This window comes from Mycetocola sp., assembly GCF_046716805.1.
In the GTDB taxonomy this organism is placed as follows: Bacteria; Actinomycetota; Actinomycetes; order Actinomycetales; family Microbacteriaceae; genus Mycetocola_A.
Map to the genome: position 1 here is coordinate 1 of NZ_JBKJWH010000114.1, position 26,535 is coordinate 26,535.

General features: G+C 66.8%; 23 protein-coding genes. All 23 read left to right on the plus strand.

All coding sequences use genetic code 11. The features are described 5' to 3' along the window. The first annotated feature begins 145 nt into the window (after nt 1-145). The 23 genes from pyrF to pyk all read left to right on the plus strand — a co-directional run bounded on the left by pyrF (nt 146) and on the right by pyk (nt 26,517). Nucleotides 146-982 (plus strand): orotidine-5'-phosphate decarboxylase, encoded by an 837-nt coding sequence (pyrF, locus tag ACLQ62_RS09015; RefSeq protein ID WP_411721310.1) that lies wholly within the window; start codon nt 146-148, stop codon nt 980-982. Next, nucleotides 975-1,904: a guanylate kinase gene (gene gmk, locus ACLQ62_RS09020; RefSeq protein ID WP_411721311.1), complete on the plus strand. Its 930-nt coding sequence runs from the start codon at nt 975-977 to the stop codon at nt 1,902-1,904. Before pyrF ends, gmk begins: the two co-directional genes overlap by 8 nt. A gap of 64 nt (nt 1,905-1,968) precedes the next feature. Continuing rightward, nucleotides 1,969-2,226, plus strand: a complete 258-nt coding sequence (gene rpoZ, locus ACLQ62_RS09025) for a DNA-directed RNA polymerase subunit omega (RefSeq protein ID WP_090712805.1) — start codon at nt 1,969-1,971, stop codon at nt 2,224-2,226. 15 nt (nt 2,227-2,241) lie between these two features. Further along, nucleotides 2,242-3,462 carry a bifunctional phosphopantothenoylcysteine decarboxylase/phosphopantothenate--cysteine ligase CoaBC gene (gene coaBC / locus ACLQ62_RS09030; RefSeq protein WP_411721312.1) on the plus strand — a complete coding sequence of 407 codons (1,221 nt, stop codon included), beginning with the start codon at nt 2,242-2,244 and terminating at the stop codon, nt 3,460-3,462. Nucleotides 3,463-3,603: 141 nt separating this feature from the next. After that, nucleotides 3,604-4,797 carry a methionine adenosyltransferase gene (metK, locus tag ACLQ62_RS09035; RefSeq protein WP_411721313.1) on the plus strand — a complete coding sequence of 398 codons (1,194 nt, stop codon included), beginning with the start codon at nt 3,604-3,606 and terminating at the stop codon, nt 4,795-4,797. 18 nt (nt 4,798-4,815) lie between these two features. Beyond that, nucleotides 4,816-6,831 (plus strand): primosomal protein N', encoded by a 2,016-nt coding sequence (locus ACLQ62_RS09040; protein ID WP_411721314.1) that lies wholly within the window; start codon nt 4,816-4,818, stop codon nt 6,829-6,831. A gap of 28 nt (nt 6,832-6,859) precedes the next feature. Further along, nucleotides 6,860-7,777 (plus strand): methionyl-tRNA formyltransferase, encoded by a 918-nt coding sequence (gene fmt, locus ACLQ62_RS09045; protein WP_411721315.1) that lies wholly within the window; start codon nt 6,860-6,862, stop codon nt 7,775-7,777. An 8-nt stretch (nt 7,778-7,785) separates the two neighbouring features. Continuing rightward, entirely contained in the window at nt 7,786-9,213 is a 1,428-nt protein-coding gene (locus ACLQ62_RS09050; RefSeq protein WP_411721316.1) for an RsmB/NOP family class I SAM-dependent RNA methyltransferase, read from the plus strand. A 9-nt stretch (nt 9,214-9,222) separates the two neighbouring features. After that, on the plus strand, nt 9,223-9,912 hold the full coding sequence (rpe, locus tag ACLQ62_RS09055) for a ribulose-phosphate 3-epimerase (RefSeq protein WP_411721317.1): 690 nt from the start codon (nt 9,223-9,225) through the stop codon (nt 9,910-9,912). A 13-nt stretch (nt 9,913-9,925) separates the two neighbouring features. Further along, nucleotides 9,926-10,189 (plus strand): phosphoribosyl-ATP diphosphatase, encoded by a 264-nt coding sequence (locus tag ACLQ62_RS09060; protein ID WP_411721318.1) that lies wholly within the window; start codon nt 9,926-9,928, stop codon nt 10,187-10,189. A gap of 53 nt (nt 10,190-10,242) precedes the next feature. Continuing rightward, a complete protein-coding gene (hisG, locus tag ACLQ62_RS09065; protein WP_411721319.1) occupies nt 10,243-11,082 on the plus strand; it encodes an ATP phosphoribosyltransferase in 840 nt (279 codons plus the stop codon). Nucleotides 11,083-11,094: 12 nt separating this feature from the next. Beyond that, nucleotides 11,095-11,856, plus strand: coding sequence for an imidazole glycerol phosphate synthase subunit HisF (gene hisF / locus ACLQ62_RS09070; protein ID WP_411721320.1), 762 nt, complete (start codon nt 11,095-11,097; stop codon nt 11,854-11,856). Further along, the gene (gene hisI, locus ACLQ62_RS09075) at nt 11,856-12,236 is read left to right on the plus strand and encodes a phosphoribosyl-AMP cyclohydrolase (protein WP_411721321.1); all 381 of its coding nucleotides are present in this window, start codon (nt 11,856-11,858) and stop codon (nt 12,234-12,236) included. The genes hisF and hisI overlap by 1 nt, the downstream gene beginning before the upstream one ends. Then, entirely contained in the window at nt 12,223-13,758 is a 1,536-nt protein-coding gene (locus tag ACLQ62_RS09080) for an anthranilate synthase component I (RefSeq protein WP_411721322.1), read from the plus strand. The genes hisI and ACLQ62_RS09080 overlap by 14 nt, the downstream gene beginning before the upstream one ends. Continuing rightward, on the plus strand, nt 13,755-14,360 hold the full coding sequence (locus ACLQ62_RS09085) for a Trp biosynthesis-associated membrane protein (protein ID WP_411721323.1): 606 nt from the start codon (nt 13,755-13,757) through the stop codon (nt 14,358-14,360). Before ACLQ62_RS09080 ends, ACLQ62_RS09085 begins: the two co-directional genes overlap by 4 nt. A gap of 431 nt (nt 14,361-14,791) precedes the next feature. After that, nucleotides 14,792-15,022, plus strand: coding sequence for a DUF6704 family protein (locus ACLQ62_RS09090; protein ID WP_411721324.1), 231 nt, complete (start codon nt 14,792-14,794; stop codon nt 15,020-15,022). A gap of 4 nt (nt 15,023-15,026) precedes the next feature. Beyond that, nucleotides 15,027-15,797, plus strand: coding sequence for an indole-3-glycerol phosphate synthase TrpC (gene trpC, locus ACLQ62_RS09095; RefSeq protein WP_411721325.1), 771 nt, complete (start codon nt 15,027-15,029; stop codon nt 15,795-15,797). Between the two features lie 2 nt (nt 15,798-15,799). Then, complete coding sequence (trpB, locus tag ACLQ62_RS09100; RefSeq protein WP_411721326.1) at nt 15,800-17,011, plus strand: tryptophan synthase subunit beta; 1,212 nt, start codon at nt 15,800-15,802, stop codon at nt 17,009-17,011. After that, nucleotides 17,005-17,796: a tryptophan synthase subunit alpha gene (gene trpA / locus ACLQ62_RS09105; protein ID WP_411721331.1), complete on the plus strand. Its 792-nt coding sequence runs from the start codon at nt 17,005-17,007 to the stop codon at nt 17,794-17,796. Before trpB ends, trpA begins: the two co-directional genes overlap by 7 nt. A gap of 48 nt (nt 17,797-17,844) precedes the next feature. Continuing rightward, entirely contained in the window at nt 17,845-18,816 is a 972-nt protein-coding gene (gene lgt, locus ACLQ62_RS09110; protein WP_411721327.1) for a prolipoprotein diacylglyceryl transferase, read from the plus strand. A 145-nt stretch (nt 18,817-18,961) separates the two neighbouring features. Further along, entirely contained in the window at nt 18,962-23,539 is a 4,578-nt protein-coding gene (gene gltB, locus ACLQ62_RS09115; RefSeq protein WP_411721328.1) for a glutamate synthase large subunit, read from the plus strand. Beyond that, nucleotides 23,532-24,989 (plus strand): glutamate synthase subunit beta, encoded by a 1,458-nt coding sequence (locus tag ACLQ62_RS09120; protein WP_411721329.1) that lies wholly within the window; start codon nt 23,532-23,534, stop codon nt 24,987-24,989. The genes gltB and ACLQ62_RS09120 overlap by 8 nt, the downstream gene beginning before the upstream one ends. A gap of 85 nt (nt 24,990-25,074) precedes the next feature. Continuing rightward, nucleotides 25,075-26,517 (plus strand): pyruvate kinase, encoded by a 1,443-nt coding sequence (gene pyk, locus ACLQ62_RS09125; protein ID WP_411721330.1) that lies wholly within the window; start codon nt 25,075-25,077, stop codon nt 26,515-26,517. Nucleotides 26,518-26,535 lie beyond the last annotated feature (18 nt).

A 26,535-nucleotide genomic window follows, 5' to 3' on the forward strand; every position in this document is an offset into this window, starting at 1 on the left:
CGTCCGCGCCGGCGCGGGTCGCCGAGGAGCTGCGCGTCGAGCTGGCCCGGCGCGGGCTCACCTCTCCAGGCGAGGCGGTGGGCGTGGCACACCGGCCGGCGGGCACACCCGTACGGATGCCGGCACCTCAGCAGGAAGCCAGCGCGTGACGTTTGGTGCTCGTCTCGACCGGGCGGTCTCGGCCCGCGGCCGGCTCTGTGTCGGCATCGACCCGCACAGCTGGCTCCTGTCGGAGTGGGACCTCGCAGACAGCGCGGACGGCGCCAGGGAGTTCGGTCTGCGGGTCGTCGACGCCGCCGCCGGCCTGGCCGGCATCGTCAAACCGCAGGTGGCATTCTTCGAACGGTTCGGCGCGCGTGGCTTCGACGCGCTGGAACAGGTGATCCGCTCGGCACGCGAGCGGGGCATCCTCGTCATCGCCGACGCCAAACGCGGAGATGTCGGTTCCACCGCCGACGCGTACGGCGAGACCTGGCTCGGCGACGGCTCACCTCTCGAGTCGGATGCGGTCACGCTGAACCCGTTCCAGGGTGTCGGTGCGCTTCACGGCTCGTTCGATTTGGCACAGCGAAACGGCAAAGGCGTCTTCGTCCTCGCTGCAACGTCGAACCCGGAGGGTATTGCCGGTCAGAAGGCAAAACTCGCCTCCGGCCGGACCCTGGCTCGGAGTATCCTCGACGACGTGACCACGTGGAATGCAGCGCACGCGAGCGGGCCGTTCGGCGACGTCGGAGTCGTCCTCGGCGCGACACTCGATCTCGGCGGATTCGACCTCGGCGATTTCCCCAGCCCGACTCCTCCCGTGCTCGCGCCGGGTTTCGGACACCAGGGCGCATCGGTTTCCGATCTGAAGACCATCTACGGCACCCTGGCGGACGGCGTGATCGTCTCCGAGTCCCGCGGACTCCTCGCGGCGGGGCCCGCGCGTCTACGCCAGGCCATCGCCGCCCGAACAGAAGAGGTGAGGCTGGCCAGTGGCTGAACCGACCGATCGAACACCACCAGAAGTTGACCGCGTCGCGGCGTCCCGCGCCGCCGTCGAGGCTCGCCGCGCCCGCGCCGCGTTGAAGAATGCCGTCGCCGATGGCTCCGTGACCGCGCTGTCCGTCCTCGACGACGGGCTGGAACACCCTGAGGGTGTTGCCGGACGGATGCGGGTCACCGACTTCCTGCTGAGCGTCCCGGCCATCGGCCGCACGAAGCTCACCCGCATCCTCGAGGACCTGGGCATCTCGCCGTCCAAGCGAATTGGTGGGCTCGGGCACAACCAGCGTTCTCGGCTGCGCGACTTCATCATCGAGCGTGAGGCCCGAAACCGCGGCAGGCGCAGAAGCCGCCTTGTCGTGCTCGCCGGCCCGACCGCTGTCGGAAAAGGCACGGTCGCAACACACATCCGGGAGAACTACCCGGACGTCCTGCTGTCGGTGTCCGCGACCACCCGGGCCCCTCGACCGGGCGAAGTCGAGGGCGTGAACTACTTCTTCGTCGATGACGCCGAATTCGATCGGCTGATCGCCGATCAGGAGTTGCTGGAGTACGCGACGGTGCACAACGCCTACCGATACGGCACCCCGCGGGCGCCGATCGACAAGGCGCTCAGCTCCGGGCACAGCGTCCTCCTGGAGATCGACATCCAGGGTGCGCGGCAAGTGCGCGAGGCCATGCCGGAGGCGACGCTGGTCTTCCTCCTGCCGCCCAGCTGGGACGAACTCGTCCGTCGCCTGGTCGGCCGGGGAACCGAAGATGCCGAGGAACGGGAACGCCGGCTCAGCACCGCCAAGCACGAGTTGGCGGCCCAAAACGAGTTCGATTACCGGGTCGTGAACCGTACCGTGGCCGAAGCCGCCCGGGAGGTCGTAGACTTGATGCAGACTCGCGGCCCGTCAGTCGCCCTCAAGGCATGACTCGCAGCCGCCGACAGACCTCTATTTCTTCAATCCGCAACGCACGAGGAGTGTGACTTCAGTTATGGCTGAAAAGCCCAAGGGAATCATTGACCCGCCCATCGACGACCTGCTTTCCAAGGTCGACTCCAAGTACGCGCTGGTGATCTTCGCTTCCAAGCGTGCCCGCCAGATCAACGACTATTACTCCGACCTGCACGAAGGCAGCCTCTTCGACAACGTCGGTCCGCTCGTCGACTCGCACGTCGAAGACAAGCCGCTCTCCGTCGCCCTCCACGAGATCAACGAGGACAAGCTCGTCCTGCGTCCCATCGTCGAGTAACACGTCGTCCCCCCGATGACAGGTTCTCTGAATGTCGTTGTCGGCATAACGGGTGGCATCGCCGCATACAAAGCGGTCGGTGTCATCCGTTCTTTCGTGCTGGCGGGACACCGGGTCCAGGTGGTCGCCACCCCGGGTGCGCTCCGGTTCGTCGGCAGACCGACCCTCGAAGCGATCTCACGCAACCCGGTGCACACGGAACTGTATGAAGGTGTCGCCGAGGTGCGCCATGTGGCCATCGGCCAGGCCGCTGACCTCATCGTCATCGCCCCGGCGACCGCGAACACCATCGCCCGCCTCGCCTCGGGTCTCGCCGACGACCTGCTGGGCAACACGGTTCTTGCCAGCACCGCTCCCGTCGTGCTCGCACCGGCCATGCACACCGAGATGTGGCATAACCCGGCCACCCAGGCCAACATCGCCACCCTGCGCTCCCGCGGGGTCACCATCGTCGGCCCGGCGAGCGGCCAGCTCACGGGCGCCGATTCCGGTCCCGGCCGCATGGAAGAACCCGAGACCATCGTCCAGGCGGCCCTCGCCGCAGCATCCGGACACCCGGGAGACCTCGCCGGAACCCGCATCGTGATCACGGCAGGCGGAACCCGCGAAGCGCTCGACCCCGTGCGATTCCTCGGCAACCGCTCAAGCGGCAAGCAGGGCGTCGCCCTCGCGAAGGCGGCGGTCCGCCGCGGTGCCACAGTGACACTCATCGCCTCCCACCTCGACGTGGCCCCGCCTGACGGTGTGACGCTGGTCCACGCGCCGAGCGCCGCCGAGCTCCAGCAGGCGGTGACGGATGCCGCCACCCAGGCAGACGTCGTCATCATGGCCGCTGCCGTCTCCGACTACCGCCCGGCCGAGGTTCTCGACGCCAAGATCAAGAAGGAAGACACCGGGAACGAACTCACTCTGCGGCTCGTGCAGAACCCCGACATCCTCGCCGGGCTCGCGTCATCCGCCCGACCGGGTCAGGTTATCGTCGGATTCGCCGCCGAGACGACACCGGGGGAGGACGAGCTGCTGGCGATCGGCCGGGCGAAGCTCGCCCGCAAAGGGTGCGACTTCCTCGTCGTCAATCGGGTCGGCTGGAACGAGGGTTTCGCGCTCGACACCAACACGATCGTCGTGCTGGCGAAAGGCGGGAACGTCGCGTTCGAGGCATCAGGGACCAAGCGCGAGATCGCCGACCGCATCCTCGACGCCGTTACCCGTCCGGTCCCTGCCCCGATCGCCTGAACCGCCCGTGGAGGGGTCTCCCACCGGCGCGGCGATATAGTGAGAAAGGCTTTCCAGCCGGGTGTCGGTTCTCCCATCGACACTGAACGGCGGGAGGCCATCCCGAACCATTGTTTTCGCCCCGTACCTTTTGGAGCTGGTATGACGCATCTGCGCCTGTTTACCTCGGAATCCGTCACTGAAGGGCACCCGGACAAAGTCTGCGACCAGATCTCAGACAGCATCCTGGATGCCATGCTCGAACAGGATCCGGACAGTCGCGTCGCCGTCGAAACCCTTGTCACCACCGGACTGGTTCACGTCGCCGGTGAGGTCACCACCGAAGCGTACGTCGAGATTCCTGCGCTGATCCGCGACCTCGTCACGTCGATTGGCTACAACCACTCCGACGTCGGCTTCGACGGCGCCTCGTGCGGGGTGTCGGTTTCGATCGGTCAGCAGTCCCCGGACATCGCGCAGGGCGTCGATGACGCCTTCGAGTCCCGGGAACTGGCCAGTTCCGATGCGCTGGACCATCAGGGCGCCGGCGATCAGGGCATCATGTTCGGCTTCGCCACGACGGAAACCCCGCAGCTCATGCCGGTGCCCGGATGGATCGCGCACCGCCTGGCGGAGCGGCTCTCCGCCGTGCGGAAATCGGGCGAACTCGACTACCTCCGCCCGGACGGCAAAACCCAGGTGACGATCGGATACGACGGAATCACCCCGCGCAGCGTCGAAACCGTCGTTCTTTCGACCCAGCATGAGGACGGCATCGCCCTCGACCGGTTGCGGGCAGACGTCGAGGAACTCGTCATCCGCCCTGTTCTCGACGGAGTCGAGCTCAACACCTCCGGCGTGAACTTCCTGATCAACCCGACCGGCCGTTTCGTCATCGGAGGTCCTGCGGGTGACGCCGGGCTCACCGGACGCAAAATCATCATCGACACCTACGGCGGAGCGGCGCGCCACGGCGGCGGAGCGTTCAGTGGCAAGGATCCGTCGAAAGTCGACCGCTCAGCGGCCTATGCGATGCGCTGGGTGGCCAAGAACGCCGTAGCCGCCGGCTTCGCCGACAAGCTCGAAGTGCAGGTCGCCTACGCGATCGGCAAGGCTGCGCCCGTCGGACTGTATGTGGAGACGTTCGGTACCGCGAAGGTGTCGGAGGAGACAATCGTCGACGCGATCCGTGAGGTCTTCGACCTTCGGCCGGCAGCCATCGTCCGTGACCTCGACCTGAAACGCCCCATCTACGCCGCCACCGCCGCCTACGGGCACTTCGGCCGGGAACTGCCGAACTTCACCTGGGAGCGGCTCGACAAGGTCGCCGACCTGCAGAGCGCCGCCGGGCTCTGACTGATCAAGGGGCGTGACATGACCGAGAGCGCCGCAACCGGAACGGCATCGCCCGCTCCCGCGGCGCGGCGCGGCACAACGGCCCGCGTGATTCTCGATTCCCCTCTGCCGCAGCTCGATCACCTCTTCGACTACCGGATCCCGGAGGAACTCGCCAACGAAGCACTCCCTGGTGTGCGTGTGACGGTGCCTCTGCGCTCAGCGGGACGGGTCGCACGGGGTTACATCGTCGAAACAGTCGACGCGTCAGACGGCTTCGACGGCGAATTGAGCCCACTCGACTCCGTCGTCTCAGCGGTCCCGGTGCTCACCCCGGAGGTGTGGGCGCTGGCGAGAAAAGCCGCCGACCGTGCGGCGGGCGGCGCCGGCGACATCCTCCGCCTTGCCATCCCGCCTCGGCAGGTCCGGGTCGAAAAGACCTGGCAACGCACACAGGAAGAAAGCTCGACCGTGTCGTTCCTGCCGGATCCACCGGAGATCGACGGATACGGGACAACTCTGCCCGAACGTCTCGCCGGGCATCAACGCGTCGCCCTCGACGTGATTCCGCAGGTCGTCCAGCTCGAATCGGGGACATGGGTCGGACGCTGGGCCGTCACCCTCGCGCAGGCCGCTGCCCGCACCGTCACAGCCGGGGAGACCGCCATCCTCGCCGTACCCGATTACCGCGACAGCGACCAGTTGTTCGCCGCCCTCGGGGAGTACCTCCCGCCGGATCGGATCACCAGGGTCGACGCGTCCCAGCCCAATGCGGACCGGTACCGAGCGTTCCTCGACTGCCTGACCGACATCCCAAGGGTCATCCTCGGCAACCGATCCGCGGTGTACGCGCCTGCGGCATCCCTCGGTCTTCTCGCGATCTTCGACGACGGCGACCCGCTGTACTCCGAACCCCTCGCACCGTACGTGCACGCGAGGGACGCTGCGCTCATCCGTCAGCAGCAGTCGGGGGCCGCCCTCGTCCTCGCCGGGCACACGCGAAGTGTCGACGCCCAACGACTCGTCGACATCGGCTGGCTCGAAACCGCCGCCCCGGAACGCTCCGCGACGCCGCGCATCCTGATCACCGCGAAAGCCGACCACGAGGACGCCGTCGCCGTCACGGCACGCATCCCCTCGATGGCCTGGCGCCAGGCCAAGGAGGCGATCGCCACCGGCCCCGTGCTCGTGCAGGTCGCCCGGCCGGGATATGCCCCCGTCGTCGCCTGCGCCACCTGTTCGTCCGCCGGGAGATGCAGCACCTGCGCCGGCCCACTCGGTATCGCCCGCGCCGGAGCCGCACCCTCCTGCACTCTCTGCGGGGCGATCGCCGCCAGCTGGACCTGCCCGACCTGCGAGGGCACGAAGCTGCGCCTCGTCACCCGCGGCACGGGGCGTACAGCCGAAGAACTCGGCCGGGCGTTCCCCGGCGTCCCCGTCCTCATCTCCGACGGCGAACGGCAGGTCACCGCCGTCGACGCGAGACCGGCACTCGTCATCGCCACCCGCGGAGCCGAGCCGGTCGCCGCCGGCGGTTACGCGGCCGTGCTCCTCCTTGACGGTGACCGCATGCTCGCCGCTGAACATCTCCGCATCGGTGAGGACTGCCTGCGCTGGTGGTCCAATGCCGCCGCTCTCGCCCGTCCGGGAGCCCCGGTGGTTCTCACCGGAGTCACCGGCGACCTCGCGCGCGCACTCGCCACCTGGACCCAGCCGGCGTTCGCGCACGCCGAACTTCAGGACCGTCGCGCCCTGAGATTCCCGCCCGCCGTCCGCGCGGCATCCGTCTCGGGTGACGCCGCCGCCGTCACCGAAGCCCTCGCCGAGGTGCGCGACCTCCCGGGAGCCAGCATTCTCGGACCGACGCCCACCGGCGACGGAGTCCGTGCCATCCTCCGGCTGGACTACGGGCAAGCGGGTGAGGCTGCGCGGCTGCTTCGCGGTGCCGTCGTGCGGAACGCGACGCGCAGGCGGAAGGCACCGCAGGGCAAAGCCGGGTACCGGCCGCCACCTACACTGAAAGTCCGATTCGACGACCCGGAGATCCTGTCATGACACCCCGCACCGCCCGACTCGGACTCGAATGAGGCTCATCTTCGCCGGCACCCCCGATGTGGCCGTGCCCAGCCTGCATCGCTTGCTCACGAGCGATCACCAGGTCGTCGCCGTCCTGACCCGGGAGGACGCCCCGCTCGGCCGGAAACGCGTCCTCACCCCGTCGCCCGTCGCCCGTGCCGCCGAGGACGCCGGAATCCCGGTGATCAAGGCGAACCGGCTGACCGATGAAGTGACGGCGGCCATCGCCGACCTCGACACCGACCTCGGGGTCATCGTCGCGTACGGCGGCCTGCTGCGCGAGCCGCTGCTGTCCACCCCACGGCACGGCTGGATCAACCTGCACTTCTCCCTGCTGCCCGCCTGGCGCGGCGCCGCGCCCGTGCAGCACGCGCTGCTCGCCGGCGACACCCTCACCGGCGCAAGTGTCTTCCAACTCGTTCGCGAGCTCGACGCGGGCGACCTGTTCGGCGTTCTCGAGCACCCCATCGATGAGGATGCGACGGCCGGAACCCTCCTCGCCGAGCTCGCCGAATCCGGCGCCGGCTTCCTCGCCGGCATCGTCGACGACATCGCCGACGGCTCAGCGCGAGCGGCTCCGCAGACCGGGTCAGCGACACTCGCCCCGAAACTTCGCATCGACGACGGCCGGCTCGACTGGACCGCCCCGGCACACCAGGTCTACAACCGATTCCGCGGCGTCACACCGGAGCCCGGCGCCCATACCACCATCAACGGCACCCGGTTCAAGATCCTCGACGCCCTCCCGGCGCCCGGAACCACGCTGGCAACGGGCACCGTCGACCGCCTCGACGGCCGAATCCTCATCGGCACCGCAACGTCAGCACTCGAACTCCTGCGCGTCCAGCCGGCCGGTAAGCCGGCCATGGCAGCATCCGACTGGTGGCGAGGACTCAGCCACGACCAGCCCGTCCGGGCAGAGTAGGTTCCCCCATGACTCCAGCACAGGCACCTCAGCCGTCATCCGTCCAGCCAGCCAGGCGCATCGCCTACGACGTCCTCGCGGCGGTGAGCACCGACGATGCGTACGCGAACCTTCTGCTGCCGACGCTCATCGCGCGGGCCTCGCTCAGCTCCGCGGACGCGGGCCTCGCCACCGAGCTCACCTACGGCACCCTCCGCCTGCGCGGCTACTACGACCGGGTGATCGCCCTCGCCGCCGGCCGGGACATCAACCAGATCGACGCCGGTATCCTCGACGTCCTCCGGCTCGGCGCGCATCAGCTGCTGGCGACCCGGGTCGCACCCCATGCCGCCGTCAACGAGTCCGTAGCGCTGGCCCGCATGGTCGGGTCGCGCTCCGCCGTCGGATTCACCAACGGTGTCCTGCGAACCATTTCACGGTCCACACCCGAGGAATGGCGAGAACGGGTGCTCGCCGCGGCGACGAACGCCGACGACCGGCTCGCCGCTGACTACGCCCACCCGGCGTGGATTCTCCGCGCCTTCCGGCAGGCCCTCGCTCTTGAGGGCCGCGCCGACGAACTCCGGGAGCTGCTCGCCGCAGACAACCAGGCGCCCAAAGTGAACCTGATCGCCCTTCCCGGCCTCGCCGAGGTGCCTGAGGGCGCCGACTCGAACCGGCACTCGCCGTTCGGCTTCACGCTTTCGGGCGGTGACCCGGATGCCGCGATCCGCCACGAGAACGGACGCCTCCGCGTCCAGGACGAAGGCTCCCAGCTCGCGGCCCTCGCACTCAGCCGAGCCCGCCCCGCGGCCGCGGGGGAGCGCTGGCTCGATCTCTGCGCCGGCCCGGGCGGCAAGACCGCGCTGCTCGGCGCTGAAGCCGTCCTGTCCGGGGCGACGGTGACCGCGAACGAACTCGTTCCTGCCCGTGCTCAACTCGTCCGTCGCGCGGTCGCACCGGTGCCAGGCGACATCGCCGTCACGGAACTCGACGGCACCCAGATCGGCGAACTCCAGCCCGAGGCGTGGGACCGCATCCTCGTCGACGCCCCCTGCACCGGCCTCGGCGCCCTCCGCCGCCGCCCCGAGGCGCGCTGGCGGAAGACGGCGAAGGACGTGGCGGACCTCACCGTGCTGCAGCAGTCCCTGCTGCTCGCCGCCTTCGCTGCGCTCAAACCCGGCGGTGTCCTCGCCTACGTCACCTGCTCACCGCACGTCGCGGAGACCCGCGGCGTCGTCTCCGACGCCCTCCGGCGGCTCGGTGAGGAGGCCGAACTGCTCGACACGGCCGCCGTGGTCCAGTCGGTGGCGGTCGAGCCCCTCGACCTGCCGCAGGCCGATTCTCCCGCTGACGGGACCGGCACAACGGTCCAGCTGTGGCCGCACCGACACGGTACGGATGCCATGTTCATCGCCCTGATCGCCAAATCGTCGTCGACCGCCGGCACTCGTTAGGCTGTCGGGATGTCGATCCGCATCTCCCCGAGCATCCTGGCCGCTGATTTCGTGAACATCGAGCGTGACCTCGGGCGAATCGGCACCGCCGACCTCGTCCACGTCGACGTCATGGACAACCATTTCGTACCCAACCTCACCTTCGGGCCTCAGATGGTCGACCGGATCCAGCAGGTTTCGACGCTTCCGCTGGACGTCCACCTGATGATCGACGACCCCGATCGCTGGGCGCCCGGCTACGCCGAGCTCGGCGCATACAGCGTCACCTTCCACGCCGAAGCGACGGCTGATCCCGTCGCGCTGGCTCGGCGCCTCCGGTCGATCGGCGCGCGAGCCGGCATCGCCCTCAAACCGGGAACTGCCGTTGAGCCTTACCTCGAGTTGCTCAGCGAGTTCGATCAGGTGCTCGTCATGACTGTGGAGCCCGGCTTCGGAGGCCAGTCGTTCATGCACGAGACGATGCCCAAGCTGCAGCTGCTCCGGCAGGAACTCTCACGCACCGGCGGGGATGTCTGGTTGCAGGTCGATGGCGGCATCAACGAGGACACCGTCGGCATCGCCGCCGAGGCCGGTGCAGACACTTTCGTCGCCGGCTCCAGCGTGTTCGGCTCCGACAGTCCCGGACTGCGGATCAACGCGCTGCGTGAGGCGGCGGCATCCGGTCGGGCCCACGCGCACGGGTCGTCGTCGCGAAGCTAGTACCCTGATACCTGTGAAGACATTCGACGACCTGTTCGCAGAACTCAGCCTGAAGGCTGCCGAACGCCCCGAGGGCAGCGGCACAGTTCGCGAACTGGACGCAGGCGTCCACGCCATCGGCAAGAAGATCGTCGAAGAAGCCGCGGAAGTCTGGATGGCGGCCGAGTACGAGAGCGACACCGAGACCGCCGAAGAGATCTCGCAGCTGATCTACCACCTGCAGGTCCTCATGCTCGCAAAGGGCCTCTCGCCGGAGGACGTCTACCGACATCTGTGACGCCAGCGCCACAGAAACACCTCCACCACAGACCCACAACGAGAGACTTCCGCATGTTGAGAATCGCAGTGCCCAACAAGGGCTCCCTGGCTGAAACAGCCGCCCAGATGTTGTCGGAGGCCGGATACGCCGGCCGTCGCGACCCCAAGGAACTCCACCTTCTCGACGCCCCGAACGACGTCGAATTCTTCTTCCTCCGTCCGCGCGACATCGCGACCTACGTCGGCTCAGGCGCACTGGACGTCGGTGTCACCGGACGTGACCTCCTCCTCGATTCCGGGTCGGAGGCATCCGAAATCGAAAGCCTCGGCTTCGGCGACTCGACCTTCCGCTTCGCCGGGCCCACCGGACGGTTCACCGACCTCGCCGACCTCGCCGGACACCGCGTAGCCACGAGCTACCCCGGCCTCGTCGGCAACTTCCTGGCCGGCCACGACGTCGATGTGACACTCGTGCCGCTCGACGGTGCGGTGGAATCGGCCGTGCAGCTCGGCGTAGCGGATGCCGTCGCTGACGTCGTCTCCACCGGCACGACACTGCGCAAGGCCGGCCTCGACATCTTCGGCCCGGTGATCCTGGAATCGACGGCCGTGCTGATCGGCTCCCCGCAGGAGAAGCCGGGACTGGACACACTCCGCCGCCGCCTGCAGGGTGTCCTGGTCGCACGCCGTTACGTGCTCATGGACTACGATCTGCCCGCCGAGCTCCTCGACCAGGCGACCGAGATCGCCGGCGGCATCGAATCGCCCACGGTGTCGCCGCTCCGCGAGAAGGACTGGGTCGCCGTCCGGGTGATGGTGCCGCGTGAGCGCACCAACCGGATCATGGACGCGCTCTACGAGCTGGGCGCACGGGCGATCCTCGTCAGTGCCATCCACGCGGCGAGACTTTAGGGGAGCGAACCCATGACCGTTGCGTGCCGTGTGATTCCCTGTCTCGACGTCGCCGACGGCCGGGTCGTGAAGGGCATCAACTTCCAGAACCTCCGTGATGCCGGCGACCCCGTCGAGCTTGCACGCCGCTACTACGAGCAGGGTGCTGACGAACTCACCTTCCTCGACGTCACCGCCACCGTCGACAACCGGGCGACCACCTACGACGTGGTGACCCGGACCGCCGAGCAGGTGTTCATCCCGCTCACCGTTGGCGGGGGAGTGCGCTCCGTGGATGACGTGGCCCGGCTGCTCGGCAGCGGGGCGGACAAAGTCGGCGTCAACAGCGCCGCTATCGCCCGGCCGCCGCTCCTCGGCGAGATTGCCGACCGTTTCGGCGCGCAGGTGCTTGTGCTCTCCCTCGACGTGAAGCGCAGCGGATCCACGCATTCCGGTTTCGTCGTCACCACCCACGGCGGCCGCACCGAAACAACAATCGACGCCCTGGACTGGGCTCGCGAGGCCATCGAGCGGGGAGCGGGGGAGCTTCTCGTGAACTCGATCGACGCCGACGGAACGAAGCAGGGTTTCGACATCGAACTGATCGCGCTCATGCGTGAGATCAGCAGTGTGCCCGTGATCGCCTCCGGCGGCGCGGGCAAGGCAGCGGATTTCCCGCCGGCGATCGCCGCCGGTGCTGACGCCGTTCTGGCTGCGAGCGTGTTCCACTCCGGCCTGCTGACCATCACAGACGTCAAACAGGAACTGGCTTCCGAAGGGGTATTGGTGCGCTGATGAGCGTTTCGTCGACGATCCAGCAGATTCAGTTCGATGCGGACGGGCTCATCCCGGCCATCGTGCAGCAGTGGGACACCGGCGAGGTGCTCATGCTCGGCTACATGAACGACGAGGCTGTGCGGCGAACCCTCACCGAGGGTCGGGTCACCTTCTGGTCCCGGTCCAGGCAGGAGTACTGGCGCAAGGGAGACACCTCAGGCAACGCGCAGTACGTCAAGGGCGCCGCGCTCGACTGTGACGCGGATACCCTGCTGCTCCAGGTGGAGCAGGTCGGGGTGGCCTGCCACACCGGAACGAGAACCTGTTTCGACGCCCACGAACTCAGTCCGGCCATCGGAGACGAACCGGACGAGGACTCAGCCGATGACAACCAGTAGGGGCACAGGCACAACGAGCCGCGCGGGGTTCGACGCGCTCGCGCGAGAGCACCGTGTCATCCCGGTCATCCGAGAACTGTTCGCCGACGGGGAGACCCCCGTCGGGATCTATCGCAAACTCGCGCTCGGCAGACCGGGGAGTTTCCTCCTCGAGTCGGCCGAACAAGGCGGCATCTGGTCACGATTCTCCTTCGTCGGTGTCTCAGCCTTCGGCGTGCTCACCCAGCAGAACGAATCAGTCCAGTGGATCGATTACGGGATCAGCCGGGAACGAGCCCTTGGGGATGCCACCGGACTGCGGCCTTTGCAGGCGATTACGGAGCTGCACCGCCGCTGGGAGACCCCCCACATCGAAGGCCACCCTCCGCTCACCGGCGGGCTGGTGGGATTCATCGGCTGGGAGGCGATCCGCCAGATCGAGAACCTGCCGCATCGACCGCCCAAGGAATTCGACGTGCCCGGCCAGGCGCTGTGCTTCGTCGCCGACCTCGTGGTGCTCGACCACCGCAGCGGCACCGTCCAGCTCATCGCGAACGTTCTGAACGACGGGCTCGACGACGACGCAACGCTGTGGCGCTCAGCGCAGGACCGACTCGACGTCATGCAGTCCCGGCTGGCCAAGCCGAACGACGCGTGGCTCGCCGAGGTCGACCTGGCGACGGCACCGAACCCGCGTTACCGCACCAGGAAGTCGGATTTCCTCGACGCTGTTGTGACTGCCAAGGAGCGCATCCGTGACGGAGACATCTTCCAGGTGGTGATATCTCAGCGGTTCGACGAGGAGTGCAGCGCTGAACCCATCGACGTGTACCGGATCCTTCGGAGCCTCAACCCCAGCCCGTACATGTACCTGCTGACGCTCCACAACGTCGACGGCACACCGTACTCGATCGTGGGTTCAAGCCCGGAAGCACTCGTCAAGGTGCAGGACAAACGGGTACTCACCCACCCGATCGCCGGATCGAAGCCCCGGGGCGACACACCCGAACGCGACATCGAGCTGGCCGACGAGCTCTCCGGTGACGCGAAGGAACGCGCCGAACACCTCATGCTCGTCGACCTCGCCCGTAATGACCTTCTCAAGGTCTGCACGCCGGGCAGCGTCGAGGTGACCGAGTTCATGCGCATCGAACGGTTCAGCCACATCATGCACCTCGTGTCGAGCGTGGAAGGAACACTCAGCGATTCAGCCAGCCCGATCGACGTGTTCACCGCCACGTTCCCGGCTGGCACCCTGTCTGGAGCGCCCAAACCGCGCGCGCTTGAGATCATCGACGAACTGGAACCCGCGCAGCGGGGAGTGTACGGGGGAGTCGTCGGGTACTTCGCGTTCTCCGGTGACATCGACCTTGCGATCGCCATCCGCACCGCGACCATCGTGAACGGTGTCGCCCATGTGCAGGCCGGCGGCGGACTCGTCGCAGACTCGGACCCCGAGAGCGAATACCTCGAGTCTCAGAACAAGGCGGCGGCGCCGCTCCGGGCGGTCGCCGTCGCGAACGCGATGAAGCGGGTGCGGTGACACCGGCATCGCGCTCGGGGAAGCGCTCGAAGTATGTCCTGATCCTGGCGTCGCTGCTTCTCAGCGGACTCGCCCTAATGGCCTGGACGCAGACCTGGCTGGACGTCGAACTCGCGCCCGGTTCCCCGACGACCGCGGTAACCGTCGACGGAGCTGTTGCGGCTCCCGCCCTCGCCGCTCTTGCCCTCGCCGGGCTCGCCCTCGGCGCCGCCCTCGCGATCGCCGGCCTGCTGTTCCGCATTCTCCTCGGTGTGCTCAACATCGTGCTCGGGGGCTGCATCGCCCTCTCGGCGGTGCTGGTGCTCAACGGACCGGTTGCCGCCAGCGAGGCAGCCGTCACCGACGTCACAGGCATCGCCGGTTCCGACTCGATCGCCGACCTCGTCTCGGCCACGTCACTCACCCCGTGGCCGGTTGTCGCCCTGGCGACAGGCGTCCTGCTCGCCGTCGTCGGTGTCGCGATTCTGGTGACCGCTCAGCGCTGGCCGTCGTCGTCACGCAAGTACTCTGCCGTGCGGCTGGAACCCGTCGATGGCGACGCCATGCCGGACTCCGTCGACAGCTGGGACGACCTCACCCGTGGGGACGACCCGACCCGCTGAGCGGCAGTACGTTTTGCAGGAGATCTCACGATTCACAGGAGCGAATCGGCGAAAGCATCCTGGTAACCGTGTGATCTCCCGCCAATCGTGCGCGCCGGCATCCAAACCCGCTCCCCGCCCTTGCTCGGTCACTAACGGTTGTTGCGACCCTCCTCGGTCGAAACCGGTCGAGAATGCCGACGACGAGCAACCCTTTTCGACCGAGCAACGGATACGACGGCCCTAATTCCAGCGGCGCTACTCAGGCGGGCGACGGCATCGTGTGCCGAGGGTGTGGCCGGGCGCCCATGGGCGCCGGGGCACGATGCCGCCGCCCGCCGTCCTACCAAAGAGGGCCGGTGTGCACGATACCGCCACCCACCGAGGGGCGGGCCGGAAGCCATCCACAACAACCGATAGACTGGTTCGGCACTGATCACTGAAGGAGACCCATGAGCGCAGAGTCGACAGACCAAGGACACGGCCACTCACCGGCTGCCTGGACGGCTGTGACGGTGATGCTGATCGCGTTCGCCATCGGAACCGTCGCCTTCTGGCTGGACTGGGCATGGCTCGTCTGGGCCGCTGCCGGCCTCCTCGTCGTCGGAGCGCTTCTCGGCTGGATCCTCGCCAAGGCGGGCTACGGCGTGAACGGCGACAAGTACAGCGCGAAGGAGCACTAGCCCCGTGCTGGCCGACCTTACGGCTGGCGCACTCCACGATGCACGCGAGCGTGAATCGTTGCGCCCGCTTGCCCGTGTTGAATCCGCTGCGGCGGATGCTGCGCCGCCCCTCGATGCCCTCTCCGCCCTGTCCCCGGCGGCATCCGTCAAGATCATCGCCGAGGTCAAGCGTGCGAGTCCTTCGCGCGGCGACCTCGCCGACATCCCGGATCCGGCCCAACTCGCTGTCTCTTATGAGCGCGGGGGAGCCAGCGCCATCAGCGTGCTCACCGAAGGACGCAAGTTCAAGGGCTCGCTCGACGACCTCGTGGATGTGCGCAACTCCGTCGGAATCCCGGTGCTCCGCAAGGACTTCATCTCGATCCCGTACCAGGTGTTCGAAGCACGAGCAGCAGGCGCGGATATCGCCCTGTTGATCGTTGCTGCCCTGGACCAGCGCACCCTCGTCGAGCTGTACAGCCTGGTCACCGACCTCGGCATGACCGCGCTCGTCGAAACGCACAGCGCTGATGAGCTGGAACGCGCCCTCGACCTCGGCGCCGGACTCATCGGAGTCAACGCGCGCGACCTCTCGACCTTTGAACTCGACCGAGACCTGTTCGGGCGTCTCGCCCCGCAGATCCCGTCCGGGGTCATCCGCGTCGCAGAGTCAGCCGTGAAGTCTCCATCAGACGTCGCGCACTACCGCGAAGCGGGAGCGGATGTCGTCCTCATCGGGGAAGCGCTCGTCACGAGCGACCCCATTCTGACCCTCGGCGAATTCCTGGCGGTATAACCATGGCACTACGCGACGAAACAGGCCCATACTTCGGCGACTTCGGCGGGCGATTTGTGCCCGAATCGCTCATCGCCGCTCTCGACGAGCTGTCGGAGGCGTGGGAACTGGCGAAGCTGGACCCCGGCTACGCAGCAGAGCTCAACGAGCTGCACAAGAGCTACACCGGGCGCCCGTCCCTCATCACCGAAGTTCCCCGATTCGCCGAACACGGCGGTGGGGCGCGGATGATCCTCAAGCGCGAGGACCTCAACCACACCGGCTCGCACAAGATCAACAATGTGCTCGGCCAGGCGCTGCTCACCAAACGAATCGGCAAAACTCGCGTCATCGCCGAAACCGGCGCAGGCCAGCACGGTGTCGCCACGGCGACCGCAGCCGCACTGTTCGGTCTGGACTGCGTCATCTACATGGGCGAGGTCGATACCGAACGTCAGGCGCTCAACGTCGCCCGGATGCGCCTGCTCGGAGCAGAGGTCGTTTCGGTGAAAACCGGCTCACGCACCCTCAAGGATGCGATCAACGACGCCATGCGGGACTGGGTGACCAACGTCGACTCCACGAACTACATCTTTGGAACCGTCGCAGGCCCTCACCCGTTCCCCGCCATGGTCCGCGACCTGCAGAAGATCATCGGCGAGGAAGCCCGCCAGCAGGTTCTCGACCTCACCGGCAAACTTCCGGACGCCGTTGCGGCCTGCGTCGGCGGCGGATCGAACGCGATGGGCATCTTCCACGCGTTCCTCGACGATGCCGATGTCGCCCTGTACGGCTTCGAAGCCGCCGGAGAGGGTGTCGACACACCTCGGCACGCCGCGACCATCACCAAGGGTCGCGCTGGAGTGCTCCACGGCGCGAAGAGCTTCCTGCTCCAGGACGAAGACGGCCAGACCATCGAATCCCATTCGATCTCCGCCGGTCTTGACTACCCGGGCGTCGGTCCTGAGCACTCGTGGCTGGCGAGCATCGGACGGGCCACTTACCGGCCGGTGACGGATGCTGCTGCGATGAGCGCGCTCCGCCTGCTCAGCCGCACCGAGGGAATCATCCCCGCGATCGAGAGCGCGCACGCCCTGGCCGGCGCGCTCGAGCTCGGCAAGGAACTCGGCCCTGACACCACCATCCTCATCAACCTGTCCGGTCGCGGCGACAAGGACATGGAAACCGCCGGTCGGTACTTCGACCTGATCGACTCGGGAGCAGAACAATCGTGAGCAGCGTGGCATCCGTCCTCACCGCCAGACGTGAGGCCGGCAGCGGCGCTCTGATCGGTTACCTTCCCGTCGGGTTCCCCAGCTTCACGGAGAGCGTGGATGCCGCGGTGGCGATCGCCGAGAACGGCGTCGACATCATCGAGCTCGGGCTCCCGTATTCGGACCCCGTCATGGACGGCCCGGTCATCCAGAAGGCCACTCAGCATGCGCTGGCCAACGGGTTCAAACTCCGGCACGGCTTCGACGCCGTCCGCGAGATCACCGCTCGCGTCGACGTTCCCGTCCTCGTCATGACCTACTGGAACCCGGTCGTGCAGTACGGCGTCGAGCGATTCGCCGACGATCTCGTCGCCGCGGGCGGCGCGGGCCTGATCACCCCTGACCTCATCCCGGACGAGGGCAGCGACTGGCTGTCGGCGTCGAAGCGCACCGGACTCGATCGCGTGTTCCTTGCCGCTCCGTCCTCGAGCGACGCGCGTCTGCGCCAGGCCGTCGACGCGAGCAGGGGATTCGTCTACGCGGTCTCCACCATGGGCATCACCGGTGCCCGAAGCGACGTCGACCAGGCCGCGAAGGTTCTCGTCTCCCGTCTGCGCGAGGCCGGATGCGAGAACGCGTGTGTCGGACTCGGAATCTCCACCGCCGAACAGGTGCGCGAAATCCTCGCCTACGCTGACGGCGCCATCGTCGGATCGGCCCTCGTCAAGGCTCTCGCCGAAGGCGGAGTGGATCGCGTCGCGGCAGTCGCCAGGGAATTGGCACAGGGAACAAGCCGCGCGAACTAGAGTTAACCGCGCACGAACGACAGCAACCCCAGAAAGGCATGGAACCACGTGTCCATCCACCTGAGCATCCCGAGCCCGGACGTCAGTTCCATCCAGCTCGGTAACTTCACGATTCACTTCTATGCCATCTGCATCCTCGTCGGCATCGTTGCGGCCGCTTTCCTGACCAACGCCCGATTGACGAAGCGAGGCGCCGAACCCGGCATCGTGCTCGACATCATCCTCTGGGCCGTGCCGCTCGGCATCATCGGAGCGCGGATCTTCCATGTGCTCACCCACCCGAACGACTACTTCTACCCTGGCGCCGACCTGCTGCGTACTCTCTACATCTGGGAGGGCGGCATCGCGATCTTCGGTGCGCTTCTCGGTGGCGCCGTCGGCGCGTGGATCGGCTGCCGGATAACCGGCATCCGCTTCTGGACGTTCGCCGACGCCGTCGCACCGGCCCTGCTGCTCGCTCAGGCATTCGGCCGATTCGGCAACTGGTTCAACCAGGAACTGTTCGGACTGCCGACCACCCTGCCGTGGGGCCTCGAGATCGACCAGTCGAACGCCGCCTGGCCGCTCGGGCTGCCCGCCGGAACCCTGTTCCACCCCACCTTCCTCTACGAAGTGATCTGGAACCTCGCCGGCGTCGCCGTTCTCCTGCTTCTCGAGCGCAAGCTCGGCCTCCAGTGGGGCAGGGTCCTCGCCGTTTACCTGGTCTGGTACGGCCTCGGCCGTACCGTCTGGGAGTCCATTCGGATCGACCCGAGCGAGGTTCTGCTCGGCCTGCGGGTCAACGTCTGGGCGGCCCTGCTCGCGATCCTCATCGGAATCGTCCTCTTCGTGATCCAGTCCCGCCGGCACACGGGCAGTGAGCCTGGGCCGTACGTGCGAGGCCGCGGATGGGAAGGTGCCCCCGCTGGGGTACAATCTTCACACACCGATTCGGACTACGTGGATCTCGGCGAGCCCGAGGAAACCGCTCCCGGATCGATCGACGCCGCCGCCACAAGTGAGATCGGCTCAAAGTCCTAGGTCTGCCCACACCCACGGCTTCCACCCGGTAAGACAATCGCCTGGCGTGTGAGTTCACACTGTCCACTGCCGGGCGACGAACCCTCAACTTTCTTGGGCCATCGTCGTCCCACCGCCGATATTTCCTTGTGAGGACGGTATTTCGATGGAGCCTCGACCCACTTTTTCCCAGTTCAGCCTTGTTCCCCCCGCCCAGGGCCTCTACAACCCTGCGAGCGAAAAGGACGCGTGCGGCCTGGCGATGGTCGCCACGCTCCGAGGCACCGCAGGGCACGACATCATCGTCTCAGCGCTTGACGCGTTGAGGAACCTTGAGCACCGCGGTGCCATCGGTTCCGACGCGGGAACAGGGGACGGTGCAGGCATCCTGACCCAGATCCCCGATGAATTCCTCCGGGCGGTCACCGACTTCGAGCTGCCCGCCGCCGGCCAGTACGCCGTCGGCATCGCCTTCCTCCCGCTGGACGACACCGAACGGGCGGAGCTCAAGGCCGGAATCGAGCGCCTCGCTGACAGCGAGGACCTCACCGTCCTCGGCTGGCGAAGCGTGCCCATCGACGACGACAACCTCGGCAGGCTCGCTCGCGACGCGATGCCGGCATTCGAGCAGCTGTTCGTGTCGAGCACTGACACAACGGATGCCGGTGAGCTCGTTTCAGGGATCGTCCTCGACAGGCAGGCATTCCGCTTCCGCAAACGCGTCGAGCGTGAGCTGAACGGCTACTTCATCTCGCTGTCCTGCCGCACTCTCGTCTACAAAGGCATGGTGACGACGCTCCAGCTCGAGCCGTTCTACCCCGACCTCAGCGACGAGCGCTTCGCCTCGAAGCTGGCGATCGTCCACTCCCGCTACTCGACGAACACGTTCCCGTCGTGGCCGCTGGCGCAACCGCTGCGGATGATGGCGCACAATGGCGAGATCAACACGGTCGAAGGCAACCGGAACTGGATGCGCGCCCGCCAGTCCCAGCTGGAGTCGGAGCTGATTGGGGACATCCGGCCGCTACTGCCCATCATCACTCCCGGTGCGAGTGATTCCGCCTCATTCGACGAGGTGCTCGAGCTGCTCACCCTCACCGGTCGCACCCTGCCCCACGCGATGATGATGATGGTTCCGGAGGCGTGGGAGAAGCAAACCGGCCTTTCGCAGGAACTCCGCGACTTCTACGAGTTCAACTCCATGCAGATGGAACCCTGGGACGGGCCAGCGGCGCTGACCTTCACCGACGGCACTCTCGTCGGCGCCACGCTCGACCGCAACGGCCTGCGGCCCGGTCGCTGGCTGGAGACCACCGACGGGCTGGTCGTACTCGGCAGCGAGATCGGCGTGCTCGACATCGCTCCCGAGCGGGTGAAGCGGAAAGGCCGACTGCGCCCGGGCAAGATGTTCCTCGTCGACACCGAAGCGCAGCGGCTCATCGAGGACGACGAGATCAAAGCCGAACTGGCCGCGTCGAAACCGTGGGGTGAGTGGCTGGAAGCCGGCCGCATCAACCTCGCCGACCTGCCGGAGCGCGAGCACATTGTGCACACCCCAGCATCGGTCACCCGCCGTCAGCGCACCTTCGGGTACACCGAGGAAGAAGTCCGCATCCTGCTGCGTCCCATGGGCCAGACCGGTGCCGAACCGCTCGGCGCAATGGGCTCGGACACGCCGATCGCCGCGTTGTCGAAGCGTCCGCGCCTGCTGTTCGACTACTTCACCCAGCAGTTCGCGCAGGTCACCAATCCGCCGCTCGACTCGATCCGTGAAGAGGTCGTCACCTCGCTGAAGCTCGGCCTCGGGCCTGAGCGGAACCTGCTCAGTTCCGGCCCCGAGCATGCCAACCAGGTCGTCCTCGACTTCCCCGTGATCGACAACGACGAGCTTGCGAAAATCCAGCACATCGACCCGGCACACGGTTCGCGCACCACCACGACGATCCGGGGCCTGTACCGGTTCGACGAAGGACCCGATGCGCTGCGGAACCGCCTCGCGGTGATCTGCGCCGAGGTCGACGAGGCGATCGAGGCCGGCGCCCACTTCCTCGTGCTGAGCGACCGCGACTCGAACAAGGACCTGGCGCCGATCCCGTCGCTGCTCCTGCTCGCCACCGTGCACCACCACCTGCTCCGTGCCCAGAACCGCCTGAAGGTCGGCATCGTCGTCGAAGCCGGCGACGTCCGAGAGGTGCACCATGTCGCCACGCTGATCGGGTACGGCGCCTCAGCGATCAACCCGTACCTCGCCATGGAGACCTGCGAAGACCTCGTCCGCAGCGGAGTCATCGAGGGAGTCACCGCCGAGAAAGCGGTCCGCAACGTCATCTACGCGCTCGGCAAGGGCGTGCTCAAAATCATGTCGAAGATGGGCATCTCGACCGTCTCCTCCTACGCGGGCGCACAGGCTTTCGAAGCCGTCGGGCTGAGCCAGGAGTTCGTCGACGAATACTTCACCGGTACCCAGTCGAAGCTGGGCGGCGTCGGCATCGACGTGATCCAGGCCGAGAACCTCAAACGCCACCAGTCGGCATACCCGCTCAACACGGCTGAGATCTCCCACGAGCGGCTCGAGACCGGCGGCGAGTACTCGTGGCGCCGTGACGGTTCCCCCCACCTGTTCAACCCCGACACCGTGTTCCGCCTGCAGCACTCCACCCGCACCAGGCGTTACGACATCTTCCGCGACTACACGCGGCTCGTCGACGACCAGGCCGAGAACCTGATGACGCTCCGCGGCCTGTTCAAGCTGAAGACCGCCGACCGGGACCCGATTCCCCTCGACGAGGTGGAATCGGTCGCCTCCATCGTCAAGCGGTTCTCCACCGGCGCGATGAGCTATGGATCGATTTCGCAGGAAGCGCACGAGACACTCGCCATCGCGATGAACCGACTCGGCGCGAAGTCCAACACCGGCGAAGGCGGCGAGGACACCGACCGCCTGCTCGACCCGGAGCGTCGTAGTGCCATCAAGCAGGTGGCATCCGGCCGGTTCGGCGTCACGAGCATGTACCTCACCCACGCCGACGACATCCAGATCAAATTGGCGCAGGGGGCCAAACCGGGCGAAGGCGGGCAGTTGCCGCCAACGAAGGTGTACCCATGGGTGGCGCGAACCCGCCACGCCACCGCCGGTGTTGGTCTGATCTCGCCGCCTCCTCACCACGACATCTACTCGATCGAAGACCTCAAGCAGCTGATCTTCGATCTGAAACGGGCCAACCCGTCCGCGCGCATCCACACGAAGCTCGTCAGCCAGTCCGGGATCGGTGCGGTAGCCGCCGGAGTCGCCAAGGCGCTCTCGGATGTCATCCTCGTCTCCGGACACGACGGCGGAACCGGCGCGAGCCCGCTGAACTCGCTCAAGCACGCCGGCACACCGTGGGAGCTCGGCCTCGCCGAAACCCAGCAGACGCTCATGCTCAACGGCATGCGCGACCGCGTGGTCGTCCAGGTCGACGGACAGTTGAAGACCGGCAGGGATGTCATCATCGGCGCGCTGCTCGGCGCGGAGGAATTCGGATTCGCGACAGCGCCGCTCATCGTCTCCGGTTGCGTCATGATGCGGGTCTGCCACCTCGACACCTGCCCGGTCGGTGTCGCCACGCAGAACCCTGTGCTGAGGGAACGATTCGCCGGCAAGCCCGAGTTCATCGTCAACTTCTTTGAATTCATCGCCCAGGAGGTACGCGAGTACCTGGCCGAGCTGGGGTTCCGCACCCTTGAGGAAGCCATCGGCCACAACGAACTCCTCGACACGGACACGGCGATCGAACACTGGAAGGCCTCAGGGCTCAACCTCGAACCGATTCTCGTCGGGCCGACCTTCCGGCCCGGAGAGCCGAGGACGCACGCTCGCGAGCAGGAGCACGAACTCGACAAGCACTTCGACGTCGAACTCATCAAACGCAGCCACAATGTGCTGGAGCACGGGGGATCGATCCGCATCGACCTGCCGATCCGCAACACCGAGCGCGCTGTCGGCACCATGCTGGGGCACGAGGTCACCCGCCGCCACGGCGAGAACGGGCTGCCAACCGATTCCATCGACGTACGACTCACCGGTTCCGCCGGTCAGTCATTGGGTGCCTTCCTCCCGAGCGGCATCACCCTCCGTCTCGAGGGTGACTCGAACGATTACGTCGGTAAGGGACTCTCGGGCGGCCAGATCGTCGTGCGCCCACCGGCGTCGAGCACGTTCGACGCGGACCGGAATGTGATCGCAGGCAATGTCATCGGCTACGGGGCAACGCAGGGGAGCATGTTCATTTCCGGCGTCGTCGGCGAACGCTTCCTCGTGCGCAACTCCGGTGCGACCGCCGTGGTCGAAGGTGTCGGCGACCACGCGCTCGAGTACATGACCGGGGGACTGGCCCTGATCCTCGGCGTGACCGGCCGGAACCTCGGTGCGGGAATGTCCGGTGGTACCGCCTACGTCTTCGACCTCCAGCCGGACCAGGTGAACCGGGAGGCTCTTCAGGCCGGCGAGCTCGAGCTCACCGCACTCGGTAGCGCCGATGTCGAGATCGTCCGCGACCTGCTCGAGCGACACCTCGCCGAGACCGGTTCGGCGCTTGCAGAACGGTTGCTCGCCGACTTCGGTGGCAGCATCCCCAAATTTGTCAAAGTCCTGCCCCGCGACTACGCAGCGGTGCTGCGCACTCGCGACGACGCCGTCGCCGAGGGTCTCGACCCTGACGGTGACGTGGTCTGGGGCCGAATCCTGGAGGTAACCGGTGGCTGATCCCAAGGGATTCCTGAAAGTAACGGAACGGGAGCTGCCGAAGCGGCGCCCGGTGCCGATCCGGCTCATGGACTGGAAGGAAGTGTACGAGCAGGGAGACCCCACGCAGTTGCGCCGGCAGGCCGGCCGCTGCATGGATTGCGGTGTGCCGTTCTGCCACCAGGGCTGCCCTCTCGGCAACCTGATCCCGGAGTGGAATGATCTGACCTGGCGTGGCGAAGGCAGGCAGGCCATCGAGCGGCTGCACGCCACGAACAACTTCCCGGAGTTCACCGGCCGGCTGTGCCCTGCTCCGTGTGAGAGCTCGTGCGTGCTGGGCATCAATCAGCCTGCGGTGACCATCAAGCAGGTCGAAGTGTCGATCATCGACCAGGCCTTCGCGAACGGCTGGGTCGATTCCCACCCGCCGGAGAGCCTCACGGGCAAGACGGTCGCCGTCGTCGGCTCCGGCCCGGCAGGGCTGGCCGCGGCACAGCAACTGACCCGAGCCGGCCACACCGTCGCGGTGTACGAGCGGGACGACCGGATCGGCGGACTCCTGCGGTACGGCATTCCGGACTTCAAAATGGAGAAAAACCACATCGACGCCCGTCTCAAGCAGATGGCTGACGAGGGAACGCGGTTCCGTGCCGGAGTGAACATCGGTGTGGACATCAGCTGGAACGATCTCCGCGCCCGCTACGACGCTGTGGTCATCGCCACCGGCGCGATGGTCCCCCGGGATCTCCCGATTCCCGGGCGCGACTTCGCCGGTGTGCACTTCGCCATGGACTACCTGGTGCCGCAGAACAAGGTGGGCGCCGGCGACGATGTGCCCGGGCAAATCACCGCTGAGGGCAAGCACGTCGTCGTCCTCGGCGGCGGCGACACCGGAGCGGACTGCATCGGAACCGCGCACCGTCAGGGTGCGGCATCCGTCACCAACCTGGCGATCGGAAAGCAGCCATCCCCTGTTCGTACCGACACGCAGCCGTGGCCGATGATGCCGACGCTGTTCGAGGTCCAGAGTGCTCACGAAGAAGGCGGGGAGCGCGAGTACCTCGTGTCGACCGTCGAGTTCCTCAGCAACGAATCAGGAGAGGTCCGCGCCATCCGTGTGGCCGAGACCGAGTTCCTCGACGGACGACGCGTGCCCAAGAGCGGCACGGAACGCGAAATTCCGGCGGACCTCGTTCTGCTGGCTCTCGGGTTCACCGGACCTGAATCGGATCACATTGCGCCGCAACTCGGCGTGCCGTTCGATGAGCGCGGGAACGTTGAACGCGATCATGATTACCAGACGAGCGAGCCCGGTGTTTTCGTCGCCGGCGACGCCGGTCGCGGCCAGTCCCTCATTGTCTGGGCCATCGCAGAAGGGCGGGCGGCAGCAGCCGCCGTTGACCGGTACCTCGAGGGTGAGACGAACCTCCCCGCACCCGTGCGCCCGACCGACCGCGCCATCTCGCTCTAGACTCGAAGGCGAGGCTCACGCCCGTCCTTCTCCCCGCAACAAATCCCGCCAGCGCATTTCCGCGCAGAAATATGGAGCAGTACCTATGAGACGAGCTAAAATCGTCGCGACCCTCGGCCCGGCAACTGGTAGCTATGAGGACATCCGCGCGATCATCGACGCCGGTGTGAACGTTGCCAGGATGAACCTCAGCCACGGCACCTACGACGTCCACGAAGGCGTCTACGCCAACGTGCGCAAGGCAGCAGCCGACGCCGGAAAGCCCGTCGCAGTGCTCGTCGACCTGCAGGGACCGAAGATCCGGCTCGGCAAGTTCGAGGGCGGCCCGTACGACCTCGCCGAAGGCGACATCTTCAAGATCACCACCGAAGACGTCCTCGGCACGAAGGAACTCTCCGGCACGACGTTCAAGGGTCTGCCGAACGACGTGCAGCCAGGTGACTTCCTGCTCATCGACGACGGCAAGGTGAAGGTCAAGGTCCTCGAGACCGACGGCGTCGTCGTCACGACCGAGGTCATCGTCGCCGGTGCCGTCTCCAACAACAAGGGCATCAACCTGCCCGGTGTTGCCGTCAACGTCCCCGCCTTGAGCGACAAGGACGAGGCCGACCTCCGCTGGGGCCTCAAGCTCGGCGCCGACTTCATCGCCCTGTCTTTCGTCCGCAACGCTGAAGACATCCAGCGGGTGCACGAGATCATGGATGAAGAGGGCAAGCGCCTCCCCGTCATCGCGAAGATCGAGAAGCCGCAGGCCGTCGACAACCTCGAGGAAATCATCGACGCCTTCGACGGCATAATGGTCGCCCGCGGTGACCTCGGCGTCGAACTCCCGCTCGAGGCGGTGCCGATCGTGCAGAAGCGTGCTGTTGAGCTGTGCCGCCGTATGGCCAAGCCGGTCATCGTCGCCACCCAGATGCTCGAGTCGATGATTTCAAGCCCGATCCCGACTCGCGCGGAAACCTCCGACGTCGCCAACGCCGTCCTCGACGGTGCGGATGCCGTCATGCTCAGCGGCGAGACCAGCGTCGGCGAGTATCCGGTGATCACCGTGCAGACCATGGCACGTATCATCGAGTCGACCGAGGACCACGGTCTCGAGCGGATTCCGCCGCTCGGCACCAAGCCCCGCACGCAAGGCGGCGCCATCACGCTCGCCGCGAGCGAGGTCGCAGACTTCGTCGGGGCGAAGTTCCTCTGCGTCTTCACGGAGTCAGGCGACTCGGTACGCCGGATGGCGCGTCTGCGCACGAAGATTCCGGTCCTCGGATTCACGCCGGATGAAGGCATTCGTCGCCGCATGCAGCTGAACTGGGGAGTGGAAACGTTCCTGGTGGACCGGGTCACTCACACCGACGCAATGTTCGGCCAGGTCGACGACGTGCTGCTCGGACTGGACAAGGCAGAAATCGGAGACAAGGTCGTCGTGATCTCCGGTTCCCCTCCCGGAATCTCCGGGTCGACCAACGACCTCCGCGTCCACAAGGTCGGCGACGCTCACCACGGAGTCGTGCCCGCTTACCAGAACTAAAGCGGCGGGTTTCTATTC

Excerpts from the sequence above, each read along its gene's own strand:
- rpoZ (WP_090712805.1), top strand. The coding sequence starts at position 1,969 with ATGGCTGAAAAGCCCAAGGGAATCATTGACCCGCCCATCGACGACCTG.
- coaBC (WP_411721312.1), top strand. The coding sequence starts at position 2,242 with ATGACAGGTTCTCTGAATGTCGTTGTCGGCATAACGGGTGGCATCGCC.
- metK (WP_411721313.1), top strand. The coding sequence starts at position 3,604 with ATGACGCATCTGCGCCTGTTTACCTCGGAATCCGTCACTGAAGGGCAC.
- ACLQ62_RS09040 (WP_411721314.1), top strand. The coding sequence starts at position 4,816 with ATGACCGAGAGCGCCGCAACCGGAACGGCATCGCCCGCTCCCGCGGCG.
- fmt (WP_411721315.1), top strand. The coding sequence starts at position 6,860 with ATGAGGCTCATCTTCGCCGGCACCCCCGATGTGGCCGTGCCCAGCCTG.
- ACLQ62_RS09050 (WP_411721316.1), top strand. The coding sequence starts at position 7,786 with ATGACTCCAGCACAGGCACCTCAGCCGTCATCCGTCCAGCCAGCCAGG.
- rpe (WP_411721317.1), top strand. The coding sequence starts at position 9,223 with ATGTCGATCCGCATCTCCCCGAGCATCCTGGCCGCTGATTTCGTGAAC.
- hisG (WP_411721319.1), top strand. The coding sequence starts at position 10,243 with ATGTTGAGAATCGCAGTGCCCAACAAGGGCTCCCTGGCTGAAACAGCC.
- hisF (WP_411721320.1), top strand. The coding sequence starts at position 11,095 with ATGACCGTTGCGTGCCGTGTGATTCCCTGTCTCGACGTCGCCGACGGC.
- hisI (WP_411721321.1), top strand. The coding sequence starts at position 11,856 with ATGAGCGTTTCGTCGACGATCCAGCAGATTCAGTTCGATGCGGACGGG.
- ACLQ62_RS09080 (WP_411721322.1), top strand. The coding sequence starts at position 12,223 with ATGACAACCAGTAGGGGCACAGGCACAACGAGCCGCGCGGGGTTCGAC.
- ACLQ62_RS09090 (WP_411721324.1), top strand. The coding sequence starts at position 14,792 with ATGAGCGCAGAGTCGACAGACCAAGGACACGGCCACTCACCGGCTGCC.
- trpB (WP_411721326.1), top strand. The coding sequence starts at position 15,800 with ATGGCACTACGCGACGAAACAGGCCCATACTTCGGCGACTTCGGCGGG.
- gltB (WP_411721328.1), top strand. The coding sequence starts at position 18,962 with ATGGAGCCTCGACCCACTTTTTCCCAGTTCAGCCTTGTTCCCCCCGCC.
- pyk (WP_411721330.1), top strand. The coding sequence starts at position 25,075 with ATGAGACGAGCTAAAATCGTCGCGACCCTCGGCCCGGCAACTGGTAGC.